Origin of the sequence: Pseudomonas sp. HTZ2 (assembly GCF_033173945.1) — a bacterium.
In the GTDB taxonomy this organism is placed as follows: domain Bacteria; phylum Pseudomonadota; class Gammaproteobacteria; order Pseudomonadales; family Pseudomonadaceae; genus Aquipseudomonas; species Aquipseudomonas guariconensis.
This window is the reverse complement of record NZ_CP137332.1, coordinates 4,819,593-4,841,338: the sequence shown is the minus strand read 5'-3', so window position 1 is coordinate 4,841,338 and position 21,746 is coordinate 4,819,593. Positions and strand designations below refer to the sequence as shown.

Genomic DNA, 21,746 nt, shown 5'->3' with positions numbered 1-21,746 from the left:
TCCTGGGCGATTACTTGCGGATCGGCTTACGCGGGCCCTTACGGGTGCGTGCGTTGGTCTTGGTGCGCTGACCGCGAACCGGCAGACCTTTACGATGACGCAGGCCGCGGTAGCAACCCAGGTCCATCAAGCGCTTGATCTTCATGTTGATGTCACGGCGCAGGTCACCTTCGGTGGTGAACTTCGCGACTTCGCCACGCAGGGTTTCGATTTGCTCGTCGCTCAGATCCTTGATCTTAGCGGCTGGATTTACACCAGCGTCTGCACAGATCTTCTGTGCAGTTGTGCGACCGACACCATAGATGTAGGTCAGCGAGATAACAGTGTGCTTGTTATCTGGAATGTTGACGCCTGCAATACGGGCCATTCAGTGGGACTCCAATTGACAGCTACCTACGCCCCGGAAGCCAAGAAATAGGGCGCGAGATAATATCGCTGTAGAAACGAATAATCAACCCAGCAGCACACTAGCTGCTGGGTTTGAAGCGCGGATCACACTCAGCCTTGGCGCTGCTTGTGACGCGGTTCCGCGCTGCAGATCACGCGCACGATACCTTCGCGACGAATGATCTTGCAGTTGCGGCACAGCTTTTTCACCGATGCACGAACTTTCATTACCGACTCCTCGAACCTTAGGGGACTATCAGCGCAGCAGGCCGCTGCCACCGTAGCCTTTCAGGTTGGCTTTCTTCATCAGGGATTCGTACTGGTGCGAAACGAGGTGCGATTGTACTTGGGACATGAAGTCCATCACAACCACTACCACAATCAGCAACGAGGTCCCGCCAAGGTAGAACGGCACGTTTGCTGCCACCACCAGGAACTGGGGCAGAAGGCAGACGGCCATCATGTAAAGAGCACCGAACATGGTCAAACGAGTCAGAACGCCATCGATATAGCGCGCCGACTGCTCACCAGGACGGATACCCGGAATAAAGGCACCGGACTTCTTCAGGTTTTCCGCTACGTCTTTCGGATTGAACATCAATGCTGTGTAGAAGAAGCAGAAGAAAATGATCCCTGCACTAAACAGCAGAATGTTCAACGGCTGACCAGGAGCGATCGACTGCGAGATGTCTTGCAGCCAGCCCATACCTTCGGACTGACCGAACCAGGCACCCAGCGAAGCCGGGAACAGCAAAATGCTGCTGGCGAAAATAGCCGGGATAACCCCCGCCATGTTCACCTTGAGCGGCAAGTGGCTAGTCTGCGCAGCAAAGACCTTACGGCCCTGCTGACGCTTGGCGTAGTGAACGGCGATACGACGCTGACCACGCTCAATGAACACCACGAAGCCGATAATCGCTACTGCCAGCAAACCGATAGCGACCAGGGCGAAGATGTTGATATCGCCTGTACGCGCAGACTCGAAAGACTGCCCGATTGCTCTCGGAAGACCGGCAACGATACCTGCGAAGATCAACATCGAGATACCGTTGCCCACACCGCGCTCGGTGATCTGCTCGCCCAGCCACATCATGAACATCGCGCCGGCCACGAAGGTGGCAACGGCGACAACATAGAAGCTCAGGCCTGCAGAAAACGCCACGCCCTGGTTGGCCAAGCCGATGGACATGCCAATGGCTTGAACCAGTGCCAGGATAACGGTGCCGTAGCGGGTGTACTGGCTGATCTTGCGACGGCCAGCTTCACCTTCCTTCTTCAACTGCTCCAGCTGTGGGCTGACCGCGGTCATGAGCTGCATGATGATCGATGCCGAAATGTACGGCATGATCCCCAGTGCAAAGATGCTCATGCGCTCCAGCGCACCACCGGAAAACATGTTGAACAAGCTAAGAATGGTCCCCTCATTCTGCCGAAACAGATCCGCCAGACGGTCCGGGTTGATGCCAGGCACCGGGATATGCGCGCCAATTCGATAGACGATGATCGCCATGAACAGAAAGCGCAGACGAGCCCAGAGTTCCGACATCCCGCCCTTACCGAGCGAAGAGAGAGCACCTTGCTTAGCCATTTATTCCTCGAACTTGCCGCCAGCTGCTTCGATAGCCGCACGCGCACCCTTGGTGGCTGCGATACCCTTGATGGTGACTGCGCGAGTGACTTCGCCCGACAGCATGATTTTCACACGCTGTACGTTCTGGCCGATCACGTTGGCATCCTTCAGGGATTGCACGGAGATCACGTCGCCTTCCACCTTGGCCAGCTCGGACAGACGCACTTCAGCGCGATCCATAGCTTTCAGGGAAACGAAGCCGAACTTCGGCAGACGACGGTGCAGCGGCTGTTGACCGCCTTCGAAGCCCGGAGCGATCGAACCACCGGAACGGGAGGTTTGACCTTTGTGGCCGCGGCCACCGGTCTTGCCCAAACCGCTACCGATACCACGACCCGGACGATGCTTCTCGCGACGGGAACCCGGCGCTGGACTCAGATCATTGAGTTTCATCGATTAACCCTCGACGCGCAGCATGTAGTAAGCCTTGTTGATCATCCCGCGGTTTTCGGGAGTGTCTTGGACTTCTACAGTGTGACCGATGCGACGCAGACCCAGACCCTTAACGCACAGTTTGTGGTTAGGCAGGCGGCCGGCGGTGCTTTTGATCAGCGTTACTTTTACGGTTGCCATGATCAGATGATCTCCTCAACGCTCTTGCCGCGCTTGGCAGCAATGGACTCAGGAGATTGCATGGCTTTCAGACCCTTGAAGGTGGCGTAAACCACGTTCACTGGGTTGGTCGAACCGTAGCACTTGGCCAGAACGTTCTGGACACCAGCAACTTCCAGGACAGCACGCATTGCGCCGCCGGCGATGATACCGGTACCTTCCGAGGCAGGCTGCATGTAAACCTTCGAGGCGCCGTGGGCGGCCTTGGTGGCGTACTGCAGGGTAGTGCCCTTCAGGTCAACCTGGATCATGTTGCGACGGGCAGCTTCCATGGCTTTCTGAATCGCAGCAGGTACTTCGCGCGACTTGCCACGGCCGAAGCCGACACGGCCCTTGCCATCACCTACCACGGTCAGCGCGGTGAAGGTGAAGATACGGCCGCCTTTGACGGTTTTTGCAACGCGGTTAACTTGAACCAGCTTCTCGATGTAGCCTTCGTCGCGCTTTTGGTCGTTATTTGCCATAACTTAGAACTCCAGCCCGCCTTCACGAGCAGCATCAGCCAGCGCCTTGACGCGGCCGTGGTACTTGAAGCCAGAACGGTCGAAAGCAACTTGAGAGACGCCGGCGGCTTTCGCGCGCTCAGCTACCAGCTTGCCAACCTTAGTGGCCGCGTCGATGTTGCCGGTGGCGCCATCACGCAGTTCTTTGTCCAAGGTAGAGGCGCTTGCCAGAACCTTGCTGCCGTCGGCCGAAATGACCTGGGCGTAGATGTGCTGCGAGGAGCGGAACACGCAGAGACGCACGGCTTCGAGCTCGTGCATTTTCAGGCGTGCTTTGCGAGCGCGACGCAGTCGAGTAACTTTTTTGTCGGTCATTTGCTAGGCCCTACTTCTTCTTGGCTTCTTTACGACGGACTACTTCGTCCGCGTAACGCACACCCTTGCCTTTGTAAGGCTCTGGCGGACGGAAGTCGCGGATTTCAGCGGCCACCTGACCAACCAGCTGCTTGTCGATACCCTTGATCAGGATGTCGGTCTGGCTGGGAGTTTCAGCGGTGATGCCGGCTGGCAGTTCGTAGTCCACTGGGTGCGAGAAGCCCAGAGCCAGGTTCAGGACGGAGCCCTTGGCCTGTGCTTTGTAACCAACACCGATCAGCTGGAGCTTACGCTCGAAGCCTTGGCTTACGCCCTGAACCATGTTGTTGACCAGAGCACGGGTGGTACCGGCCATGGCGCGGGCTTGCTGGTCACCGTTGCGAGCGGCGAAACGCAGCTCACCAGACTCTTCGGTAACTTCAACAGACGAGTGAACGTTCAGTTCGAGAGTGCCTTTGGCACCCTTAACCGAAAGCTGTTGGCCGGCGAATTTGACTTCGACGCCAGCTGGCAGCTTAACGGGGTTCTTAGCGACGCGAGACATGCCTATCTCCCCTTAGAACACTGTGCACAGAACTTCGCCGCCGACACCGGCAGCGCGCGCAGCGCGATCAGTCATCACACCTTTGTTGGTGGAGACGATAGACACGCCCAGGCCGCCACGTACTTTCGGCAGGTCTGCGACGGACTTGTACTGGCGCAGGCCTGGACGGCTGGAGCGCTTCAGTTCCTCGATGACCGGACGGCCTTCGAAGTACTTCAGTTCGATCGACAGGGAAGGCTTGGCCTCACCAGTTACCTGGTAGCCAGCGATGTAACCTTCGTCCTTCAGAACTTTGGCAACCGCGACCTTCAGGGTGGAGGAAGGCATGCTTACGACGGACTTTTCAGCCATCTGGGCATTACGGATGCGAGTTAGCATGTCCGCTAACGGGTCCTGCATACTCATGGGCTAGATGCTCCTGATACAAGAATTATTAGCCTTGCGGCTATCACAACCACCCGAGCGGGCAGGGTAAAAAAACCCAGGCTCAGGTGAGCCGGTCATTCTAGACACAAGGCAGAAACGAAACAAGCCCCATGAAGGGGCTTGTTCGTTGGCGAAGTTACCGACGGTCGGAAGATCGCTCCCCTTCCGCCGGTTCTACACCTGCAGCGATTACCAGGAGGCCTTGACCAGACCCGGTACGTCGCCACGCATTGCAGCTTGACGCAGCATGTTACGGCCCAGGCCGAACTTACGGTATACACCGTGAGGACGACCGGTCAGGCGGCAACGGTTACGCAGGCGCGAGGCGCTAGCGTCGCGTGGCTGCTTCTGCAGAGCGACTACGGCAGCGAAACGCTCTTCAGGAGAGGCGTTCAGGTTGACGATGGTCGCTTTCAGCTCAGCACGCTTCTTAGCGTACTTGGCTACCGTGAGCTGACGCTTCAGCTCGCGGTTCTTCATGCTCTTCTTGGCCATTTTCCTACTCCAATCAGTTGCGGAACGGGAATTTGAAAGCACGCAGCAGAGCGCGACCTTCGTCATCCGTACGAGCAGTGGTGGTCAGGGTGATGTCCAGACCGCGCAGAGCATCGATCTTGTCGTAGTCGATTTCCGGGAAGATGATCTGCTCTTTCACGCCCATGCTGTAGTTGCCACGACCGTCGAAGGACTTGGCATTCAGGCCGCGGAAGTCGCGAACCCGAGGCAGGGAGATCGCCAGCAGGCGGTCCAGGAATTCGTACATACGATCACGGCGCAGGGTTACCTTGACGCCAATCGGCCAACCTTCACGAACCTTGAAGCCCGCAATCGACTTGCGAGCGAAAGTCACAACGGCTTTTTGGCCGGTGATCTTTTCCAGGTCGGCAACGGCGTTCTCGATGACTTTCTTGTCACCGACCGCTTCGCCCAGACCCATGTTCAGGGTGATCTTGGTTACGCGAGGAACTTCCATCACGTTCGCCAGCTTAAGTTCTTCCTTAAGCTTGGGAGCGATTTCGTTCCGGTAAATCTCTTTCAGTCGTGCCATTGTCTTCTACCTAGCAGTGTTCAAGCATCAACCGCTTTCTGGGTCGACTTGAAGACACGAATTTTCTTGCCGTCTTCAACCTTGAAGCCAACGCGGTCAGCCTTGTTGGTTTCACCATTGAAAATGGCAACGTTGGAAGCGTGCAGAGGCGCTTCTTTCTCGACGATACCGCCCTGGACGCCCGCCATCGGGTTAGGCTTGGTATGACGCTTGACCAGGTTGACACCACCAACAACCAGACGGTTGTCAGCGAGAACCTTCAGCACCTTACCGCGCTTACCTTTGTCCTTGCCGGCGATCACGATGATCTCGTCGTCACGACGAATCTTTTGCATGTCGGATCTCCTTAGAGCACTTCAGGGGCGAGCGAGACGATCTTCATGAACTTCTCGGTACGAAGTTCACGGGTCACTGGCCCGAAGATGCGAGTGCCGATCGGCTCTTGCTTGGTGTTCAGCAGAACAGCAGCGTTGCCGTCGAAACGAATGATGGAACCGTCAGCGCGACGTACACCATGACGGGTACGAACGACAACGGCAGTCATCACCTGGCCTTTTTTGACCTTACCGCGAGGAATTGCTTCCTTGACGGTAACTTTGATGATGTCACCGATACCGGCGTAACGGCGGTGGGAACCGCCGAGCACCTTGATGCACATGACGCGACGAGCGCCGCTGTTATCGGCCACATCGAGCATGGATTGAGTCTGAATCATAAAATTTCTCCGACCCTTCGCCCTTAGACTTCAACAGCGCGTTCGATGACTTCAACCAGTGCCCAGGACTTGGTCTTGGCCAGCGGACGGGTTTCACGAATGGAAACCTTGTCGCCGATCTTGCACTGGTTAGTCTCGTCGTGCGCGTGCAGCTTAGTCGAACGCTTAACGTATTTACCGTAGATCGGGTGCTTGACGCGACGCTCGATCAGAACGGTGATGGTCTTGTCCATTTTGTCGCTGACGACACGGCCAGTCAGCGTACGGACGGTTTTTTCAGCTTCAGCCATGATCACTTACCTGCCTGCTGGTTGAGCACAGTTTTCACGCGAGCGATGTCACGCTTAACTTGCGAGAGCAGGTGCGACTGCCCCAACTGGCCAGTTGCCTTCTGCATACGCAGATTGAACTGGTCGCGCAGCAAGCCGAGCAGTTGCTCATTCAGTTGCTGTGCCGATTTTTCACGAAGTTCATTCGCTTTCATCACATCACCGTCCGCTTAACAAAGGAGGTGGCGAGTGGCAGCTTTGCAGCAGCCAGGGCGAAGGCCTCGCGCGCCAGCTCTTCAGAAACACCCTCGATCTCGTACAGGACTTTGCCTGGCTGAATCTGGGCAACCCAGTATTCCACGGAACCTTTACCTTTACCCATACGAACCTCGAGAGGCTTCTTGGTAACCGGCTTGTCCGGGAAGACGCGGATCCAGATCTTGCCGCCACGTTTTACGTGACGGGTCAGGGCACGACGTGCCGACTCGATCTGACGGGCGGTGAGACGACCGCGAGCAACAGCCTTCAGGGCGAATTCGCCGAAGCTGACCTTGCTACCGCGCAGTGCCAGACCACGGTTGTGGCCGGTCATCTGCTTACGGAATTTTGTACGCTTTGGTTGCAACATTTGGCGTACCCCTTACTTAGCAGCTTTTTTACGAGGCGCTGGTGCTTGAGGCTTCAGCTCTTCCTGGCGACCACCAATAACTTCGCCTTTGAAGATCCAAACCTTCACACCGATCACACCGTAAGTGGTGTGAGCTTCGTAGGTGTTGTAGTCGATATCGGCACGCAGGGTGTGCAGAGGCACACGACCTTCGCGATACCACTCAGTACGAGCGATCTCGGCACCGCCGAGACGACCGCTAACCTGGATCTTGATGCCCTTGGCACCAATACGCATGGCGTTCTGAACGGCGCGCTTCATGGCGCGACGGAACATTACGCGGCGCTCCAGCTGCTGAGCTACGCTCTGGGCAACCAGCATTGCGTCGAGTTCCGGCTTGCGGATCTCTTCGATGTTGATGTGCACAGGCACACCCATCTGCTTGGTCAGGTCCTGACGCAGCTTCTCAACGTCCTCACCCTTCTTGCCGATAACGATACCGGGACGAGCGGTGTGGATGGTGATGCGTGCAGTTTGGGCCGGACGATGAATATCGATACGGCTTACGGACGCGCTTTTTAGTTTGTCCTGGAGGTACTCACGCGTTTTCAGATCCTTCAACAGGTAATCTGCGTAAGTAGCGCCGTCTGCATACCAGACGGAGGTGTGCTCCTTGACGATTCCCAGGCGAATGCCAGTGGGATGTACTTTCTGACCCATCTGATCGACTCCGTTACTTGTCCGCAACCTTGACAGTGATATGGCAAGACCGCTTGACGATGCGATCAGCGCGGCCTTTGGCACGCGGCATGATGCGCTTCAGCGAACGCCCTTCGTTGACGAAGACGGTGGAGACCTTCAGGTCATCAACGTCTGCGCCTTCGTTGTGTTCGGCGTTGGCTACGGCCGACTCGAGGACTTTCTTCATGATTTCAGCGGCTTTTTTGCTGCTGAAGGCCAACAGGTTGAGCGCTTCGCCCACCTTCTTCCCGCGGATCTGGTCGGCGACCAAGCGGGCTTTCTGGGCGGAGATTCGAGCGCCCGACAACTTAGCGGCTACTTCCATTTCCTTACCCCTTAACGCTTGGCTTTCTTGTCAGCCACGTGCCCGCGATAGGTGCGGGTACCGGCGAACTCGCCCAGTTTGTGGCCGACCATGTCTTCGTTCACGAGAACTGGGACATGCTGGCGACCGTTATGTACCGCGATGGTCAGACCGACCATTTGTGGCAGGATCATCGAACGGCGCGACCAGGTTTTAACTGGCTTGCGATCGTTCTTCTCCACCGCCACTTCGATCTTCTTCAGAAGGTGAAGATCGATAAAAGGACCTTTTTTCAGAGAACGTGGCACTGTCGTATCCCTCTAGTTACTTGCGACGACGGACGATCATATTGTCGGTACGCTTATTACCACGGGTCTTCGCACCCTTGGTCGGGAAGCCCCATGGCGATACCGGATGACGACCACCGGAGGTACGACCTTCACCACCACCATGTGGGTGGTCAACCGGGTTCATGGCAACACCACGAACGGTTGGGCGAACGCCGCGCCAGCGTTTGGCACCAGCTTTACCCAGCGAACGCAGGCTGTGCTCGGAATTCGAGACTTCGCCCAGGGTCGCACGGCACTCAGCCAGTACTTTACGCATTTCACCAGAGCGCAGACGCAGGGTCACGTAAGCGCCTTCGCGAGCGATCAGCTGAGCCGAAGCACCAGCGGAACGAGCGATCTGAGCACCTTTGCCCGGCTTCAGTTCGATGCCGTGAATGGTGCTACCTACTGGGATGTTGCGCAGTTGCAGGGAGTTACCGGCCTTGATTGGGGCCAGAGCGCCTGCGATCAGCTGGTCGCCAGCAACAACGCCTTTAGGGGCGATGATGTAACGACGCTCGCCGTCTGCATAGCACAGCAGGGCGATGTGAGCAGTACGGTTCGGGTCGTATTCGATACGCTCGACGGTGGCTGGGATGCCATCTTTGTCGTTGCGACGGAAGTCAACCAGACGGTAATGCTGCTTATGACCACCACCAACGTGACGAGTGGTGATGCGGCCATTGTTGTTACGACCACCAGACTTCGATTTCTTCTCGATCAGCGGTGCGTGAGGAGCGCCTTTGTGCAGCTCCTTGTTGACCACCTTGACCACGAAACGGCGGCCAGGGGAAGTCGGTTTGCATTTAACGATTGCCATGATGCACCCCTTCCTTACTCAGCACTGCTGCTGAAATCGAGATCTTGGCCTGGCTGAAGGGAGACGATCGCCTTCTTCCAGTCATTACGCTTGCCCAGACCACGTGCGGTACGCTTGGTTTTACCCAGAACGTTAACAGTCGACACGTTTTCAACTTTTACGTTGAACAGGCCTTCGACAGCTTTCTTGATTTCCAGCTTGGTTGCGTCAGTAGCAACCTTGAATACGAACTGGCCTTTCTTCTCAGCCAGAACGGTAGCCTTCTCGGAAACGTGCGGGCCAAGGAGGACTTTAAATACGCGTTCCTGGTTCATCCCAGCAGCTCCTCGAATTTCTTCACGGCCGAGACAGTGATCAACACTTTCTCGTATGCGATCAGACTGACCGGATCGGAACCCTGAACGTCACGTACGTCGACGTGCGGCAGGTTACGAGCAGCCAGGTACAGGTTCTGATCAACAGCGTCGGAAACGATCAGTACGTCGTTCAGACCCATGCCGTTCAGCTTGTTCAGCAGGTCTTTGGTCTTCGGAGCTTCAACAGCGAAGTCCTGAACTACGACCAGACGCTCGCTACGTACCAGCTCGGAGAGGATGGAGCGCAGGGCTGCGCGGTACATCTTCTTGTTGAGCTTCTGCGAGTGGTCCTGCGGACGAGCTGCGAAGGTGACACCACCGCCGCGCCAGATTGGGCCGCGAGTGGTACCGGCACGAGCGCGGCCGGTGCCTTTCTGACGCCACGGGCGCTTGCCGCCACCAGCTACGTCGGAACGGGTCTTCTGCTGCTTGGTGCCCTGACGGCCGCCGGCCATGTAGGCCACGACTGCTTGGTGTACCAGCGTCTCGTTGAATTCGCCACCGAAAGTCAGTTCGGAAACTTCGATCGCCTGAGCGTCATTTACATTAAGTTGCATGTCAGTTTCCCCTTAACCGCGAGCCTTGACAGCTGGACGCACAACCACGTCGCCGCCAGTAGCGCCTGGAACGGCACCCTTGACCAGCAGCAGGTTGCGTTCTGCGTCTACGCGTACTACTTCCAGGGACTGAACAGTCACGCGCTCGGCGCCCATGTGACCGGACATCTTCTTGCCCTTGAATACACGACCAGGAGTCTGGCACTGGCCGATGGAGCCAGGGACACGGTGCGATACAGAGTTACCGTGGGTGTTGTCTTGACCACGGAAGTTCCAACGCTTGATGGTACCGGCGAAGCCTTTACCTTTGGACTGACCGGTTACGTCTACCAGCTGGCCTGCAGTGAAGAGTTCAGCTTTGATCAGATCGCCAGCCTGGAAATCGCCTTCTTCAAGACGGAACTCCCAGACACCGCGACCAGCGGCAACGTTAGCCTTGGCGAAGTGACCTGCCTGAGCGGCAGTCACGCGCGAAGCACGACGCTCACCAACAGTGACTTGCACTGCACGGTAGCCATCGGTTTCTTCAGTTTTGAACTGGGTGACGCGATTCGGCTCGATCTCGATGACCGTGACCGGAATGGAGACACCTTCTTCGGTGAAAATGCGGGTCATACCGCACTTGCGACCGACTACACCAATAGTCATGTTGTAAACCTCATGAGTGTACGGGGCTTTCACCCGCTATGGCCGCCCATTTCAGAGCGTTACACGACTCAGACCGAAGTCTTAGCCGAGGCTGATCTGTACTTCCACGCCTGCCGCAAGGTCAAGCTTCATCAGCGCGTCAACGGTTTTATCCGTTGGCTGGACGATGTCCAGAACACGCTTATGAGTGCGGATCTCGTACTGGTCACGCGCGTCTTTGTTGACGTGCGGGGAAACCAGAACGGTGAAACGCTCTTTGCGGGTTGGCAGTGGAATTGGACCACGCACTTGTGCACCAGTACGTTTCGCGGTTTCCACGATTTCCTGGGTGGATTGGTCGATCAGGCGATGGTCAAAAGCCTTCAACCTGATACGGATTTGCTGATTTTGCATTGGATTTCAGACTCCAGGCTGTTCCCATCGGGCGCACTACGCCCGTTAAAAGGAGGCGTGATTCTATAGACGCCCCTATTTAGTGTCAACCCAATAAAAAAAGCCCCCGCTGAGCGGGGGCTTTTTCAATCGACCGAGTGATTACTCGATGATTTTTGCTACGACGCCGGCGCCGACGGTACGACCGCCTTCACGGATAGCGAAGCGCAGACCGTCTTCCATTGCGATGGTCTTGATCAGGGTAACAGTCATCTGAATGTTGTCACCTGGCATTACCATTTCAACGCCTTCCGGCAGTTCGCAGTTACCGGTCACGTCAGTGGTACGGAAGTAGAACTGAGGACGGTAGCCTTTGAAGAACGGAGTGTGACGACCGCCTTCTTCCTTCGACAGAACGTAGACTTCTGCAGTGAACTTGGTGTGCGGCTTGACCGAACCTGGCTTGACCAGAACCTGGCCACGCTCAACTTCGTCACGCTTGGTGCCGCGCAGCAGGACGCCGCAGTTCTCGCCAGCACGACGCCCGACCACGCCCAGCGGCTCGTGGATGTGATAGGCCACGGTGTTTTCGTTGATTTCGGCGGCGCCGCCTTCCTGGGCGCGGATGCAGCCGGCGAAGTAGCGGAAGTGATCGACCGCCAGCGGGATATCGGCGTTGAGGGTTTCGCGGATCGGCTTGCCGTTGTCCCAGGTTTCGGTGATGGCCAGGATCTCCAGGTTCTGCTCGATGCGGTCGGCGATCTTGAGCAGCACATTGGAGCGGTCTTGCACCGAGGTGCGGCCCCAGGCGTCGGCGGCGGCGTGGGCGGCATCCAGGGCTTTGTCGATGTCTTCGGCAGTGGAGCGTGGGAATTCGGCGATCGGCTGGCCGTTCACCGGGGAGGTGTTGGTGAAGTATTCACCCTTGACCGGAGGAACGAACTCACCGCCGATGTAGTTGCCGTAGCGGCTCTTGAAGGAAATTTTCGCGCCTTCGGTACCCGGATGTGCGTAACGCATGGTGTGTCTCCTGGCTATTGTGTTTGTTGCGGAGTTGAAAAGCGTAGAGCAAAGGTCGGGCCAGTGCCGTGCGCCCCTTGTAGATCAAGGGCTTTGCCTGATGCGGTGAGGAAGTGGGGGGCGCGGCTGTGGCAACAGTGGCACGCCTGTCGTGACATTTTGTACCGCTCCCGGTACAGCATATGACTCAGTGGTCAGCGTGTCGTTGCAATGCGCTGACAGGTGGAGGATGCTGGCGCAACGCTCTATCTGCGGAGAAGAACAACAATGCAGAGCAACTCGTTCAGCCGCCATGCCCACCAGGTGCTCACGGTCGCCAGTGGCCAGGCCAGTGGGCCAGGCAGCGACCCTTCGATCGCGCGCTCCTGGCTGCGTTGCCTGGAGGACTATCATCTCGACCCGGCCCAGGCCCAGGCGCCTGTGGTGCTGGAGCATGGTCGCCTGCTGGAAAGCCGCGAACGCCTGCAGCAGGTGCTGCAGATCGCCGACACTGAGATGAACAGCCTGCACCAGCAGCTTTCCGGCGCTGGCCATGCCGTGCTGCTGACCGATGCTCGCGGCGTGATCCTCAACTGCGTGACCGCCCCCACCGAGCGGCGCATCTTCGAGCGTGCCGGGCTGTGGCTGGGCGCCGACTGGAGCGAGGCTCGCGAAGGCACCAATGGCATCGGCACCTGCCTGGTCGAGCGCCAGGCCTTGACCATTCATCAAGGCGAGCACTTCCGCGGCCGACATACCGGCCTGACCTGCTCGGCGAGCCCGGTGTTCGATCCACACGGAGAACTGCTGGCGGTACTCGATGTGTCTTCGGCCCGCCCGGAGGTCTCGCGACAGAGCCAGTTCCACACCATGGCGCTGGTCAACCTGTCGGCAAAAATGATCGAGAGCTGCTACTTCCTGCGTCATTTCGAGCATCAGTGGCTGCTGCGCTTCCACCTGCAGGCCGAGTCGGTCGGGCTGTTCAGTGAAGGGCTGGTGGCATTCGACGGTGACGGCCGGATCTGCGCGGTCAACCAGAGCGCGCTGAACCTGCTGGGCACCATCCGCGGCGGTATGCTCGGCAAGCCGGTGGGAATGTTCTTCGCCTGTAGTCATGACGAACTGTTCAGTCGTGCCACACCCCAAGGCAGTACGGCCTGGCCGCTGCATACCCGCGATGGCCGCCAAGTGTTCGCCACCCTGCGTGGCCAGGCGCGGGCATCCGCCTGGTCGGTGCCGGCGAGCCTGCCCGAGATTCGGCGTGACATCCCTACGGGTATTTGCGTGGTCGACCCTGCACTGGAGCAGGACTTGCGCCGTGCCGTGCGAGTGTTCGAACGTGACGTGCCGCTGCTGCTGTGCGGCGAGACCGGCTGCGGCAAGGAGGCGTTCGCCCAGGCCGTGCACCAGGCCAGTCAGCGTCGCGACAAGCCATTCGTGGCCATCAATTGCGCGTCGATCCCCGAGAGCCTGATCGAGAGTGAGCTGTTCGGCTATCGCGGTGGCAGTTTCACCGGGGCACGTAAGGAGGGCATGCGCGGCAAGCTGCTGCAGGCCGATGGTGGCACCTTGCTGCTCGACGAGATCGGCGATATGCCGCTTGCCCTGCAGACTCGCCTGCTGCGGGTGCTGGAGGAGCGCCAGGTGGTGCCGATTGGGGGGGAGCCCCAGGCGGTGGATGTACGGATCATCAGCGCCACCCACCGTGACCTGTTGGAACGGGTGAGCGAGGGCAGCTTCCGCGAGGACTTGTATTACCGGCTCAACGGCCTGGAAGTGGCGCTGCCGGCGTTGCGCGAGCGTAGCGACAAGGCGCAGTTGCTCGACTTCCTGTTGCGCCAGGAGGCCTCTGGCGAGGCCATCGACCTCGCACCGTCCGCTCGCCAGGCGTTGCTGAAGTTTGCTTGGCCGGGCAACGTGCGGCAGATGCGCAATGTGCTGCGCACGCTGGTCGCTCTGTGTGAAGACAATCGCATCGAGTTTTCCGACTTGCCAGCCATCGTGAAAGCGGGCGCCGACTCGATGGGAGCGGGTTTGGCCCACGAACGTGTCAAGGATGTCGACCCTGCTGGCGCCACTGCGGGGCAGGCCCGATCCCACAGAGATCCCGCCACGCTCGAGCATGCCGAGCGGGACGCGCTGCTGACCGTGCTAGAGGCAAAACACTGGCACATGACACATGTCGCCGAGCATCTGGGCATCAGTCGCAACACCTTGTATCGAAAACTGCGCAAACACGGCATCGCCAGGGCGGGTTGAGCGAAACAGCGAGTGCGATTTCCCTCGCCCTGGGCTAACCTGCCCCGAAGTTTTGCGAGGTCGACCATGCACATTCACATTCTCGGTATTTGCGGCACTTTCATGGGTTCGCTGGCGGTGCTGGCCAAGGAGCTGGGCCATCGGGTCACCGGCTCCGACGCCAACGTCTACCCTCCCATGAGCACTCAGTTGGAGGCCCAGGGCATCCAGTTGACCCAAGGGTACGATCCGGCCCAGCTGGAGCCAGCGCCTGACCTGGTGGTGATCGGCAACGCCATGTCCCGGGGCAACCCGGCCGTGGAGTACGTGCTGAACAAGGGGCTGCCCTATGTCTCCGGCCCTCAGTGGTTGGCCGATCACGTGCTGCAGGGCCGTTGGGTGCTGGCAGTGGCCGGGACCCACGGCAAGACCACCACCAGCAGCATGCTGGCCTGGGTGCTGGAACATGCAGGCATGAGCCCGGGCTTCTTGATCGGCGGCGTGCCGCAGAACTTCTCGGTATCGGCACGCCTGGGCGGCACGCCGTTCTTCGTCGTCGAAGCCGACGAGTACGACAGCGCCTTCTTCGACAAGCGTTCGAAGTTCGTCCATTACCACCCCCGTACGGCGATCCTCAATAATCTTGAGTTCGATCATGCGGATATCTTCCCAGATCTGGCGTCCATCGAGCGGCAGTTCCACCATTTGGTGCGAACCATCCCTAGCGAAGGCCTGGTCATCCACCCCACCACAGAACAGGCCTTGGAGCGCGTCATCGGCATGGGTTGCTGGACGCCGGTGCAAACCACAGGCGAGGGCGGCCAATGGCAGGCGCGCCTGCTGAGCGCCGATGGCTCGCACTTCGAGGTGTTGTTCGAAGGCGTGGTCCAAGGAGCAGTCCAGTGGGAGTTGACCGGCCAGCACAACGTCGCCAACGCCCTGGCCACCTTGGCTGCAGCTCGCCATGTGGGGGTGGCGCCGGCCATGGCCATTGAGGGCCTGAGCGCCTTCAAGAGCGTCAAGCGACGGATGGAAAAGGTCGCCGAGGTTCAAGGCGTGACCATCTATGACGACTTCGCCCATCACCCGACCGCCATCGCCACCACCCTCGACGGCCTGCGCAAGCGCGTCGGCGAGGCGCCGGTGATTGCGGTGATCGAGCCGCGTTCCAACTCCATGAAGTTGGGTGCCCACCGTGACGGCCTGCCGGACAGCGTCGAGCACGCCGACCAAGTGATCTGGTACGCCCCCCCCAACCTGGGCTGGGACCTGGCGGCCACCGCAGCGCAGTGCAAGGTACCCTCGGTAGTGGCCGACAGCCTCGAGGCGATCATCGAGCGGGTCAAAGGCCAGGCGCGCCCAGGCACCCACGTGGTCATCATGAGCAACGGCGGCTTTGGCGGGCTGCACGGCAAACTGGCCGAGGCCCTCAAGTGAGCGGTCCGGAGCGCATCACCCTGGCCATGACCGGCGCCTCCGGCGCGCAATATGGCCTACGCCTGCTCGATTGCCTCGTGCGCGAGGACCGGGAGGTGCACTTTCTGATCTCCAAGGCCGCGCAATTGGTGATGTCCACCGAGACCGACGTGGTACTGCCGGCCAAACCTCAAGCGATGCAGACCTTCCTCACCGAGTACACAGGCGCTGCCGACGGGCAGATCCGCGTGTACGGCAAGGAAGACTGGATGGCGCCGGTGGCCTCCGGCTCCGGCGCGCCGGCGGCGATGGTGGTGGTGCCGTGCTCCACCGGAACGTTGTCGGCCATCGCCACGGGAGCCTGCAACAACCTGATCGAGCGTGCCGCGGACGTCACCCTCAAGGAGCGCCGCCAGTTGATCCTCGTGCCCCGCGAGGCGCCGTTCTCGACCATCCATCTGGAGAACATGCTCAAGCTGTCGCAGATGGGCGCGGTGATCCTGCCGGCGGCCCCAGGCTTCTATCACCAGCCCCAGACCATCGACGATCTTGTCGACTTCGTCGTGGCGCGCATCCTCAATCTGCTGAACATCCCCCAGGACATGCTGCCGCGCTGGGGTGAGCATCATTTCGGGGCTGACGATTGAGCCGACTGCTGGTGGGAATGCTGGCGGTGGTGCTGCTCAGCGGCTGCGCGACCGTGCGCACCTTGGATGCCAACAAACCCGGGGCACCGGTCGTGTATGCAGGAACGCGGCTGGACCTGTATGTGATGAACGGCGGCTGCTGCCCCGAGGATCGCTTTGGCGCCCAGGCGCCGGCTTACCCGGGGCTGGACCTGCCGGGTAGCGCATTGCTGGACACATTGTTATTGCCACTGTCGTTGCTGACCGCGGCAGGGGTGGGGTTCAACGCCACGGGCGGTCTGTGAGGGCGTTTATCGGGTGAACCCGCTCCCAACGGGCCTTGCGCAGGTCAGGTGGGAGCGGGTTTGCCAGCGCTAGGCTATTTCTTGCCCAGCTTGCGCAACTCGTCGGACTCGACGATCCGAATCCCGTCCTCTTCCTCCAAAGCCAGGCGCCACAGTGCTCGGGCCAGGGTGCAGGCTTCAATGCCCCGGTACTTGCCAGGGATCAGGCGGGCGAAGGGGGCGGCAATGCGTTCGCTTGCCCGGGGTTCGACACGGTCTCCCAGCAGCAGCGAAGGTCGGACGATGGTCAATTGTGGCCAGTCCTGGGCCTTGAGTGCTTCTTCCATCTCGCCCTTGACCCGGTTGTAGAAGATCGACGATTTGGGGTCGGCGCCCAGGGCGCTGACCACCAGCAGGTGACGGGCGCCCATTTCCCGGGCTCGTTTGCTGAAGGCGACGACCATGTCCAGGTCTACGGCGCGGAAGGCGGTTTCCGAGCCTGCCTGCTTGAGCGTGGTGCCCAGGCAGCAGAAAGCGATATCGACGCGACCGGCCAGTTGCGGGAGAAACACGGCCGGATCACCCACGGGGTTTTCCAAGTGTGGATGTTCGGCCAGCGGGCGGCGGGTCGGCGCCAGCACCCGGCTGATGGTGGGCTCGTTGAGCAGGCGGTCGAGCAGGTGTTCACCCGTAAGACCCGTGGCTCCGGCAAGCAGGACATGCTGAGGCGTCAAGTACATGATGTCTCTCCCTTTGTTACTACCAAGCTTAGTGGGCCTCAGGTGTTTTTGCCTGGTCCCCACGCACTGGTTGGGCTTCATTGCGCAAGGCTTCCTCGGCCTGTTGCCGGCGCAGGCTCTGCCAGTGTGCAAGCACTGCAGGCGGTGCCCAGAGCTGCGGCTCGGAGGCTTCGAAACCTTCCCTTCTTTCACGTTCGGCAACACTGGCGCGCGCCAGTTCGAAGGCCTGCTTGAGGTCGTCGGTCTGATTCAGCGCTTCGGCGAACAGGGCGTCGCCGAAATAGGTGAAATCAGCCTCTTCCGAACAGCCGAAGGACACCCGGTCGGGGCGCGCCGCAGTCATGATCAGCGTGCGGTCGTCCTTGAGCGGGGCGATATAGCCACCTGAATAGCAGGCCGAGATCACAATGACCTTGTCGCGCTCCTTGAGCGGAGCCAAGGCGCTGGCTAATTCGTCGGCGGACAGGTCCGCCAGTTGCAGGCGGGGCTGGTCGAATACCAGTTGGTGGTCAGGGCTGCCATGGCTGGTGAGGTAGATGAAAATCAGGTCTTCAGGGCCGCTGCGCTCGGCCAGGGTGCGCGCGGCACGGGTAAGGTTCTCGCGAGTGGCCATGGGACGGTCGGCCATATGGTCGCGGTGGTTGACCAAGGTGATCTGGCCATGGGCGCCGAAGCGGATCTTGAGCATATTGCTCACGTAGTCGGCCTCACGCAGAAACACGCTCTGCTGGCCGTCGCCAGCCACAACCAGGCTATACAGCTGGATCGGCGGTTGGGAAGGCGGCACGCTGGCCAGCGACCGCTCGAGAAGTTGGCCTTGGTTGAGCAGGGCCAGATCCAGCGGGTCGGGGAGCAGTTTGTTCTTCTCGTCGCGTACCCGTACGCCCTTGACCCAATACCCGCCTTCGACCTTGCCGTTGGCCTGGATCAGCCGGCCATGGCCCTGGTAGGTGTCGTTCTCGAAATTGCCCACATACTGGCTACCGTCGGCGAGTTGCAGGTGGCCTTTGCCGCTGAACTGCCAGTCGCGAAAGCCGCCTTTGTAGCGGCTGCCATCGCTGCCGAGCATCTCGCCCTGGCCGTCGAGGGTGCCGTCTTTGAAGTCACCGATCCATACATCGCCCTCGGCGTTCTCGTAACGTCCGCGGCCTTCGAGGCGGTTGTCCTTGAACTCGCCGATGTATTGCTCGCCTTCGACGCTGTCGTAGGTGCCGGCTCCCTGGAGCAAGCCGTCGACGAAGTGGCCACTGAACTGATTGCCGCTGGCATCGCTGCGGACGCCGGCGCCGTTGGGTTTGCCTTTTGCGAACAAGCCCTGGTAGCGGCTGCCGTCGGCCAGCTCCAGTTCGCCGGCGCCTTCGTACTGGTCGTTGGCGAACTGGCCGCGGTAGGTCTGGTCGTTTTGCTTGAGGGTGCCTTCGCCGTCGCGCCGGCCATGCTTGAAAGTGCCCGCGTAGTGGCTACCGGGTGTGGTCAGATCGCCCAAGCCATGGAACAGGCCTTCGGCGAACTGACCTCGGTAGATCTCGCCATTACTGCCGTGCCACTCGCCCTGGCCATGCCATTGGCCGTTGAGGAAAGTGCCGGCGTACCAACTCCCATTGGGGTAGTCGATGCGCCCTTCGCCCTGCAGCAGGCCGTCGACCACCTGCCCTCGGTAGCGGCCCCCATCGGGCAGGCGAGCATCCGGTGGCGACAAGGGTTCGCCTTCGCCACAAGCGGCGAGCAGCAGGATCAAGGTGAAGGGCAGCAGTGCGCGCATGGCGGATTCCGGGCAAACGATGCGTCGAGTATGCCGCAGAATGCGTCGGCGAAGGTACTGGGCGCCGCACGCCTATGGCCTGTGCGGCCCCTTCGCGGGTAAAGCCGCTCCCACAGGTTTTGCGGTGCTTTTGATGGAAGCGCCGCGCCTGTGGGAGCGGTTCACTCGTGAAGGGCTGGCGGGTTGTCCCGAGTCAGACGAAGCACAACGAGAGTGGCTCGGCAATATAGGCCGGTTTTTCCTCGCCTTCGATTTCCAGGGTGGCGGTGATCTTGAGCAGCCATTGCCCGGGCTTTTTCTCGGTGGCGTCAGCCAGCTCGACTCTCAGGCGCACCCGGCTGTCCACCTTTACCGGCTGGATGAATCGCACGCTGTCCAGCCCGTAGTTGAGCGCCATCTTCAGACCTTCGGGCAGGACGAGAATGTCCTCCATCAACTTGGGAATCAGCGAGAGGGTCAAGAAACCGTGGGCGATGGTGCCTCCGAATGGCGTCTTGGCGGCCTTGTTCGGGTCGACATGGATGAACTGGAAGTCCCCCGTGGCCTCGGCAAACAGGTTGATGCGCTGCTGATCGATCTTCAACCACTCGGAACGTCCCAGTTCCTTGCCGACATACTGCGATAACGCGCTAACAGGTACATAGGGCATCGCAACTCTCCAGGTTGTCTTGCTGCTCGATTTGGTACGGCAGTGCAAGATCATCACGGCCGTCCTTTACAGTCAAGTTGTCATCTTTTCGCCGCAAATCGGCTTACTAGGGCTGCCGGGCGCATGCTTATAATGGCCGCACTGCCTGGAGGAGATCCTTATGCTGTTGCGTGGTTTGACCTGGCTGGTGTTGTTTCAACTGCTGGGGACGGCGATCAATCATCTGTTCGTACCCATCTTGCCGGGACCGATCATTGGCCTGCTGCTGTTGCTGGTATCGCTGATGGTGCGAGGGGAAGTGGGCAAGCCTTTGAGTGAGGCGTCCGGTAGCCTGCTGCGCTACCTTCCGTTGCTGCTGGTGCCGCCGGCGGTGGGTGTGATGGTCTATGCCAAGGACATCGCCGCGGACTTCTGGGCCATCGCCGGCGCCTTGGTGATTTCCTGCCTGGTGACCCTAGTGTTCGTCGGTGTGCTGATGCAAAAGCTCATCAACCGCCAAGGCAAGCACAAGGAGCAGCCATGATGTTCGACTGGCAAGGCGCGCTCGACGCGGTCATCCACCATCCTCTGTTCGGTATTGGCATCACCCTGGGGGCCTACCAGGTGGTGTTGGCAGCCTACGAGAAAACCCGCTGGATCTTCCTGCAACCGGTATTGATGTCGATGGTGCTGGTCATCGGCGTACTGCTGGCGTGTGGCATCGATTACACCGAGTATCGCAAGAGTACCGAGATCCTCTACATCCTCCTGGGCCCGGCCACCGTGGCCTTGGCTGTGCCGCTCTACCTGAACCTGCGGCGGATCCGCCAGCTGTTCTGGCCGACATTTACTACGCTGGTAATCGGAGGCCTGTTCGCCACCGTGGCGTGCCTGGCGCTGGGGTGGTGGTTTGGGGCCGAGCACATGATCCTGATGACCATGGCGCCAAAGTCGGTGACATCACCCATTGCCATGCTGGTGGCCGAGCAGATTGGTGGCGTTGCGGCTCTGGCAGCGGTGTTCGTGCTGATCACCGGGGTGATCGGGGCAATCTTCGGCCCGGCTTTGCTGACCCGCTTTGGCGTGCTCAGCCCCGAGGCGCGCGGCATGTCTCTGGGCATCACCGCTCATGCGGTAGGCACCTCGGTTGCCTTGCAGGAAAGTGACGAATGCGGCGCCTTCGCCGCGCTGGCGATGAGCCTGATGGGCGTGGCCACGGCGGTGTTCCTGCCGTTGGCGGTCAGCCTGCTGGTGTGAGGAATGAAGATGACGCTACCGCTGTTTCCCCTCGATACCGTGCTGTTTCCCGGCTGCCTGCTCGATCTGCAGATTTTCGAGGCGCGCTACCTGGACATGATCAGCCGTTGCATGAAGCAGGGTGGTGGGTTCGGCGTGGTGTGCATCCTTGAGGGCGAGCAGGTCGGCAAGGCGCCGCCGGTGGTGGCCTCGGTCGGCTGCGAGGCGCTGATCCGCGACTTCGTGCAGCAGGAAAACGGCTTGCTGGGCATCCGTGTGGAAGGCGTGCGGCGTTTCCGCCTGGAGCAGACCGAGGTGCAGAAAGATCAGTTGATGGTTGGCGATGTGCACTGGCTGCCGGAGCTTGCGGACAGCGCGTTGTCCGAGCGGGATGACGATCTGCTGGCGCTGCTGCAAGCGCTGGGTGAACACCCGATGGTGGCGGCGCTGGATATGCCGCGGGCCGTGGATGGATGCCAGTCCCTGGCCAACCAGCTGGGCTACCTGTTGCCGTTCATGGAAGAAGACAAGCTCGACCTGTTGGCCATCGACTCGCCGCAGTTGCGGCTTGAGGCCATCCAGAATCTGCTGGACCGCATCCAGGGCGAGCTGTTTGCTTGAATTGCCCGGTGCA

Annotated in this window: 34 protein-coding genes and 2 pseudogenes; 7 read left to right on the top strand and 29 right to left on the bottom strand. The window is 59.8% G+C overall.

Annotation, left to right across the window (positions count from 1 at the left end):
• Positions 1–10: 10 nt before the first annotated feature.
• From rpsM to R6G97_RS22430, 26 genes and pseudogenes are all read right to left on the bottom strand, one after another.
• Positions 11–367: a 30S ribosomal protein S13 gene (gene rpsM, locus R6G97_RS22555; RefSeq protein WP_003255457.1), complete on the bottom strand. Its 357-nt coding sequence runs from the start codon at positions 365–367 to the stop codon at positions 11–13.
• A gap of 131 nt (positions 368–498) precedes the next feature.
• Positions 499–615 (bottom strand): 50S ribosomal protein L36, encoded by a 117-nt coding sequence (gene rpmJ, locus R6G97_RS22550; RefSeq protein ID WP_011531897.1) that lies wholly within the window; start codon positions 613–615, stop codon positions 499–501.
• A gap of 28 nt (positions 616–643) precedes the next feature.
• Entirely contained in the window at positions 644–1,975 is a 1,332-nt protein-coding gene (gene secY / locus R6G97_RS22545) for a preprotein translocase subunit SecY (RefSeq protein WP_043210294.1), read from the bottom strand.
• A complete protein-coding gene (gene rplO / locus R6G97_RS22540; RefSeq protein ID WP_003257107.1) occupies positions 1,976–2,410 on the bottom strand; it encodes a 50S ribosomal protein L15 in 435 nt (144 codons plus the stop codon). It lies immediately after the preceding gene.
• Between the two features lie 3 nt (positions 2,411–2,413).
• Positions 2,414–2,590 carry a 50S ribosomal protein L30 gene (rpmD, locus tag R6G97_RS22535; RefSeq protein WP_009397493.1) on the bottom strand — a complete coding sequence of 59 codons (177 nt, stop codon included), beginning with the start codon at positions 2,588–2,590 and terminating at the stop codon, positions 2,414–2,416.
• A gap of 2 nt (positions 2,591–2,592) precedes the next feature.
• A complete protein-coding gene (gene rpsE / locus R6G97_RS22530) occupies positions 2,593–3,093 on the bottom strand; it encodes a 30S ribosomal protein S5 (protein ID WP_023382626.1) in 501 nt (166 codons plus the stop codon).
• 3 nt (positions 3,094–3,096) lie between these two features.
• Positions 3,097–3,447, bottom strand: coding sequence for a 50S ribosomal protein L18 (gene rplR / locus R6G97_RS22525; protein ID WP_011531893.1), 351 nt, complete (start codon positions 3,445–3,447; stop codon positions 3,097–3,099).
• A 10-nt stretch (positions 3,448–3,457) separates the two neighbouring features.
• Positions 3,458–3,991: a 50S ribosomal protein L6 gene (gene rplF / locus R6G97_RS22520; protein ID WP_043210302.1), complete on the bottom strand. Its 534-nt coding sequence runs from the start codon at positions 3,989–3,991 to the stop codon at positions 3,458–3,460.
• A 12-nt stretch (positions 3,992–4,003) separates the two neighbouring features.
• Positions 4,004–4,396 (bottom strand): 30S ribosomal protein S8, encoded by a 393-nt coding sequence (gene rpsH / locus R6G97_RS22515; protein ID WP_043210304.1) that lies wholly within the window; start codon positions 4,394–4,396, stop codon positions 4,004–4,006.
• Between the two features lie 210 nt (positions 4,397–4,606).
• Complete coding sequence (gene rpsN, locus R6G97_RS22510; protein WP_013970638.1) at positions 4,607–4,912, bottom strand: 30S ribosomal protein S14; 306 nt, start codon at positions 4,910–4,912, stop codon at positions 4,607–4,609.
• Between the two features lie 13 nt (positions 4,913–4,925).
• Positions 4,926–5,465 (bottom strand): 50S ribosomal protein L5, encoded by a 540-nt coding sequence (rplE, locus tag R6G97_RS22505; RefSeq protein WP_043210306.1) that lies wholly within the window; start codon positions 5,463–5,465, stop codon positions 4,926–4,928.
• A 20-nt stretch (positions 5,466–5,485) separates the two neighbouring features.
• On the bottom strand, positions 5,486–5,800 hold the full coding sequence (gene rplX / locus R6G97_RS22500; protein WP_013970637.1) for a 50S ribosomal protein L24: 315 nt from the start codon (positions 5,798–5,800) through the stop codon (positions 5,486–5,488).
• Between the two features lie 11 nt (positions 5,801–5,811).
• Complete coding sequence (gene rplN, locus R6G97_RS22495) at positions 5,812–6,180, bottom strand: 50S ribosomal protein L14 (RefSeq protein ID WP_008089810.1); 369 nt, start codon at positions 6,178–6,180, stop codon at positions 5,812–5,814.
• A 23-nt stretch (positions 6,181–6,203) separates the two neighbouring features.
• Entirely contained in the window at positions 6,204–6,470 is a 267-nt protein-coding gene (gene rpsQ / locus R6G97_RS22490) for a 30S ribosomal protein S17 (RefSeq protein WP_043210310.1), read from the bottom strand.
• Between the two features lie 2 nt (positions 6,471–6,472).
• Positions 6,473–6,664: a 50S ribosomal protein L29 gene (gene rpmC / locus R6G97_RS22485; protein ID WP_002555481.1), complete on the bottom strand. Its 192-nt coding sequence runs from the start codon at positions 6,662–6,664 to the stop codon at positions 6,473–6,475.
• Positions 6,664–7,077 (bottom strand): 50S ribosomal protein L16, encoded by a 414-nt coding sequence (rplP, locus tag R6G97_RS22480; protein ID WP_009397508.1) that lies wholly within the window; start codon positions 7,075–7,077, stop codon positions 6,664–6,666. The genes rpmC and rplP overlap by 1 nt, the downstream gene beginning before the upstream one ends.
• Before the next feature lie 12 nt (positions 7,078–7,089).
• Entirely contained in the window at positions 7,090–7,776 is a 687-nt protein-coding gene (gene rpsC, locus R6G97_RS22475) for a 30S ribosomal protein S3 (RefSeq protein WP_003255481.1), read from the bottom strand.
• 13 nt (positions 7,777–7,789) lie between these two features.
• Entirely contained in the window at positions 7,790–8,122 is a 333-nt protein-coding gene (gene rplV, locus R6G97_RS22470; protein ID WP_003103908.1) for a 50S ribosomal protein L22, read from the bottom strand.
• 11 nt (positions 8,123–8,133) lie between these two features.
• A complete protein-coding gene (gene rpsS, locus R6G97_RS22465) occupies positions 8,134–8,409 on the bottom strand; it encodes a 30S ribosomal protein S19 (protein ID WP_010486981.1) in 276 nt (91 codons plus the stop codon).
• 16 nt (positions 8,410–8,425) lie between these two features.
• Entirely contained in the window at positions 8,426–9,250 is an 825-nt protein-coding gene (rplB, locus tag R6G97_RS22460) for a 50S ribosomal protein L2 (RefSeq protein ID WP_043210313.1), read from the bottom strand.
• 14 nt (positions 9,251–9,264) lie between these two features.
• Complete coding sequence (rplW, locus tag R6G97_RS22455; RefSeq protein ID WP_003255484.1) at positions 9,265–9,564, bottom strand: 50S ribosomal protein L23; 300 nt, start codon at positions 9,562–9,564, stop codon at positions 9,265–9,267.
• Complete coding sequence (gene rplD, locus R6G97_RS22450) at positions 9,561–10,163, bottom strand: 50S ribosomal protein L4 (RefSeq protein ID WP_043210315.1); 603 nt, start codon at positions 10,161–10,163, stop codon at positions 9,561–9,563. Before rplD ends, rplW begins: the two co-directional genes overlap by 4 nt.
• Before the next feature lie 12 nt (positions 10,164–10,175).
• A complete protein-coding gene (rplC, locus tag R6G97_RS22445; protein WP_043210317.1) occupies positions 10,176–10,811 on the bottom strand; it encodes a 50S ribosomal protein L3 in 636 nt (211 codons plus the stop codon).
• A gap of 81 nt (positions 10,812–10,892) precedes the next feature.
• Positions 10,893–11,204 carry a 30S ribosomal protein S10 gene (gene rpsJ / locus R6G97_RS22440; protein WP_003186070.1) on the bottom strand — a complete coding sequence of 104 codons (312 nt, stop codon included), beginning with the start codon at positions 11,202–11,204 and terminating at the stop codon, positions 10,893–10,895.
• Positions 11,205–11,345: 141 nt separating this feature from the next.
• Positions 11,346–11,723 (bottom strand): annotated as a pseudogene (locus R6G97_RS22435) (hypothetical protein); the annotation flags it as partial.
• Between the two features lie 15 nt (positions 11,724–11,738).
• A pseudogene (locus R6G97_RS22430) lies at positions 11,739–12,203 on the bottom strand (aldehyde dehydrogenase family protein); the annotation flags it as partial.
• 267 nt (positions 12,204–12,470) lie between these two features.
• Between R6G97_RS22430 and R6G97_RS22425 the strand changes: the two are divergent.
• The 4 genes from R6G97_RS22425 (at position 12,471) to R6G97_RS22410 (ending at position 16,767) form a co-directional block, all read left to right on the top strand.
• Positions 12,471–14,441 carry a sigma-54-dependent Fis family transcriptional regulator gene (locus tag R6G97_RS22425; protein ID WP_090346804.1) on the top strand — a complete coding sequence of 657 codons (1,971 nt, stop codon included), beginning with the start codon at positions 12,471–12,473 and terminating at the stop codon, positions 14,439–14,441.
• A gap of 66 nt (positions 14,442–14,507) precedes the next feature.
• Positions 14,508–15,857 carry a UDP-N-acetylmuramate:L-alanyl-gamma-D-glutamyl-meso-diaminopimelate ligase gene (mpl, locus tag R6G97_RS22420; protein WP_102082035.1) on the top strand — a complete coding sequence of 450 codons (1,350 nt, stop codon included), beginning with the start codon at positions 14,508–14,510 and terminating at the stop codon, positions 15,855–15,857.
• Positions 15,854–16,483 (top strand): flavin prenyltransferase UbiX, encoded by a 630-nt coding sequence (ubiX, locus tag R6G97_RS22415; RefSeq protein ID WP_043211143.1) that lies wholly within the window; start codon positions 15,854–15,856, stop codon positions 16,481–16,483. The genes mpl and ubiX overlap by 4 nt, the downstream gene beginning before the upstream one ends.
• Entirely contained in the window at positions 16,480–16,767 is a 288-nt protein-coding gene (locus R6G97_RS22410; protein ID WP_043211146.1) for a YceK/YidQ family lipoprotein, read from the top strand. Before ubiX ends, R6G97_RS22410 begins: the two co-directional genes overlap by 4 nt.
• 74 nt (positions 16,768–16,841) lie before the next feature.
• Here R6G97_RS22410 and R6G97_RS22405 read toward each other — a convergent pair whose 3' ends face one another.
• The 3 genes from R6G97_RS22405 to R6G97_RS22395 form a co-directional block, all read right to left on the bottom strand.
• Entirely contained in the window at positions 16,842–17,486 is a 645-nt protein-coding gene (locus R6G97_RS22405) for an oxidoreductase (protein ID WP_043211149.1), read from the bottom strand.
• 28 nt (positions 17,487–17,514) lie between these two features.
• Positions 17,515–19,248 (bottom strand): C13 family peptidase, encoded by a 1,734-nt coding sequence (locus tag R6G97_RS22400; RefSeq protein ID WP_102082034.1) that lies wholly within the window; start codon positions 19,246–19,248, stop codon positions 17,515–17,517.
• A gap of 193 nt (positions 19,249–19,441) precedes the next feature.
• Entirely contained in the window at positions 19,442–19,897 is a 456-nt protein-coding gene (locus R6G97_RS22395; RefSeq protein ID WP_043211153.1) for a MaoC family dehydratase, read from the bottom strand.
• A 160-nt stretch (positions 19,898–20,057) separates the two neighbouring features.
• Between R6G97_RS22395 and R6G97_RS22390 the strand changes: the two genes are divergently transcribed.
• The 3 genes from R6G97_RS22390 to R6G97_RS22380 are packed head-to-tail and all read left to right on the top strand — an operon-like array spanning position 20,058 to position 21,733.
• On the top strand, positions 20,058–20,420 hold the full coding sequence (locus R6G97_RS22390; protein ID WP_070092174.1) for a CidA/LrgA family protein: 363 nt from the start codon (positions 20,058–20,060) through the stop codon (positions 20,418–20,420).
• The gene (locus R6G97_RS22385; RefSeq protein WP_043211158.1) at positions 20,417–21,133 is read left to right on the top strand and encodes an LrgB family protein; all 717 of its coding nucleotides are present in this window, start codon (positions 20,417–20,419) and stop codon (positions 21,131–21,133) included. The genes R6G97_RS22390 and R6G97_RS22385 overlap by 4 nt, the downstream gene beginning before the upstream one ends.
• Positions 21,134–21,142: 9 nt before the next feature.
• Positions 21,143–21,733, top strand: a complete 591-nt coding sequence (locus R6G97_RS22380; protein ID WP_043211231.1) for an LON peptidase substrate-binding domain-containing protein — start codon at positions 21,143–21,145, stop codon at positions 21,731–21,733.
• Positions 21,734–21,746 lie beyond the last annotated feature (13 nt).

What these genes read in the sequence shown, in the direction of transcription:
- rpsM (WP_003255457.1), bottom strand. Translation starts at nt 367, where the DNA reads ATGGCCCGTATTGCAGGCGTCAACATTCCAGATAACAAGCACACTGTT.
- rpmJ (WP_011531897.1), bottom strand. Translation starts at nt 615, where the DNA reads ATGAAAGTTCGTGCATCGGTGAAAAAGCTGTGCCGCAACTGCAAGATC.
- secY (WP_043210294.1), bottom strand. Translation starts at nt 1,975, where the DNA reads ATGGCTAAGCAAGGTGCTCTCTCTTCGCTCGGTAAGGGCGGGATGTCG.
- rplO (WP_003257107.1), bottom strand. Translation starts at nt 2,410, where the DNA reads ATGAAACTCAATGATCTGAGTCCAGCGCCGGGTTCCCGTCGCGAGAAG.
- rpmD (WP_009397493.1), bottom strand. Translation starts at nt 2,590, where the DNA reads ATGGCAACCGTAAAAGTAACGCTGATCAAAAGCACCGCCGGCCGCCTG.
- rpsE (WP_023382626.1), bottom strand. Translation starts at nt 3,093, where the DNA reads ATGGCAAATAACGACCAAAAGCGCGACGAAGGCTACATCGAGAAGCTG.
- rplR (WP_011531893.1), bottom strand. Translation starts at nt 3,447, where the DNA reads ATGACCGACAAAAAAGTTACTCGACTGCGTCGCGCTCGCAAAGCACGC.
- rplF (WP_043210302.1), bottom strand. Translation starts at nt 3,991, where the DNA reads ATGTCTCGCGTCGCTAAGAACCCCGTTAAGCTGCCAGCTGGCGTCGAA.
- rpsH (WP_043210304.1), bottom strand. Translation starts at nt 4,396, where the DNA reads ATGAGTATGCAGGACCCGTTAGCGGACATGCTAACTCGCATCCGTAAT.
- rpsN (WP_013970638.1), bottom strand. Translation starts at nt 4,912, where the DNA reads ATGGCCAAGAAGAGCATGAAGAACCGCGAGCTGAAGCGTCAGCTCACG.
- rplE (WP_043210306.1), bottom strand. Translation starts at nt 5,465, where the DNA reads ATGGCACGACTGAAAGAGATTTACCGGAACGAAATCGCTCCCAAGCTT.
- rplX (WP_013970637.1), bottom strand. Translation starts at nt 5,800, where the DNA reads ATGCAAAAGATTCGTCGTGACGACGAGATCATCGTGATCGCCGGCAAG.
- rplN (WP_008089810.1), bottom strand. Translation starts at nt 6,180, where the DNA reads ATGATTCAGACTCAATCCATGCTCGATGTGGCCGATAACAGCGGCGCT.
- rpsQ (WP_043210310.1), bottom strand. Translation starts at nt 6,470, where the DNA reads ATGGCTGAAGCTGAAAAAACCGTCCGTACGCTGACTGGCCGTGTCGTC.
- rpmC (WP_002555481.1), bottom strand. Translation starts at nt 6,664, where the DNA reads ATGAAAGCGAATGAACTTCGTGAAAAATCGGCACAGCAACTGAATGAG.
- rplP (WP_009397508.1), bottom strand. Translation starts at nt 7,077, where the DNA reads ATGTTGCAACCAAAGCGTACAAAATTCCGTAAGCAGATGACCGGCCAC.
- rpsC (WP_003255481.1), bottom strand. Translation starts at nt 7,776, where the DNA reads ATGGGTCAGAAAGTACATCCCACTGGCATTCGCCTGGGAATCGTCAAG.
- rplV (WP_003103908.1), bottom strand. Translation starts at nt 8,122, where the DNA reads ATGGAAGTAGCCGCTAAGTTGTCGGGCGCTCGAATCTCCGCCCAGAAA.
- rplB (WP_043210313.1), bottom strand. Translation starts at nt 9,250, where the DNA reads ATGGCAATCGTTAAATGCAAACCGACTTCCCCTGGCCGCCGTTTCGTG.
- rplW (WP_003255484.1), bottom strand. Translation starts at nt 9,564, where the DNA reads ATGAACCAGGAACGCGTATTTAAAGTCCTCCTTGGCCCGCACGTTTCC.
- rplD (WP_043210315.1), bottom strand. Translation starts at nt 10,163, where the DNA reads ATGCAACTTAATGTAAATGACGCTCAGGCGATCGAAGTTTCCGAACTG.
- rplC (WP_043210317.1), bottom strand. Translation starts at nt 10,811, where the DNA reads ATGACTATTGGTGTAGTCGGTCGCAAGTGCGGTATGACCCGCATTTTC.
- rpsJ (WP_003186070.1), bottom strand. Translation starts at nt 11,204, where the DNA reads ATGCAAAATCAGCAAATCCGTATCAGGTTGAAGGCTTTTGACCATCGC.
- R6G97_RS22425 (WP_090346804.1), top strand. Translation starts at nt 12,471, where the DNA reads ATGCAGAGCAACTCGTTCAGCCGCCATGCCCACCAGGTGCTCACGGTC.
- mpl (WP_102082035.1), top strand. Translation starts at nt 14,508, where the DNA reads ATGCACATTCACATTCTCGGTATTTGCGGCACTTTCATGGGTTCGCTG.
- R6G97_RS22405 (WP_043211149.1), bottom strand. Translation starts at nt 17,486, where the DNA reads ATGTACTTGACGCCTCAGCATGTCCTGCTTGCCGGAGCCACGGGTCTT.
- R6G97_RS22400 (WP_102082034.1), bottom strand. Translation starts at nt 19,248, where the DNA reads ATGCGCGCACTGCTGCCCTTCACCTTGATCCTGCTGCTCGCCGCTTGT.
- R6G97_RS22395 (WP_043211153.1), bottom strand. Translation starts at nt 19,897, where the DNA reads ATGCCCTATGTACCTGTTAGCGCGTTATCGCAGTATGTCGGCAAGGAA.
- R6G97_RS22390 (WP_070092174.1), top strand. Translation starts at nt 20,058, where the DNA reads ATGCTGTTGCGTGGTTTGACCTGGCTGGTGTTGTTTCAACTGCTGGGG.
- R6G97_RS22385 (WP_043211158.1), top strand. Translation starts at nt 20,417, where the DNA reads ATGATGTTCGACTGGCAAGGCGCGCTCGACGCGGTCATCCACCATCCT.
- R6G97_RS22380 (WP_043211231.1), top strand. Translation starts at nt 21,143, where the DNA reads ATGACGCTACCGCTGTTTCCCCTCGATACCGTGCTGTTTCCCGGCTGC.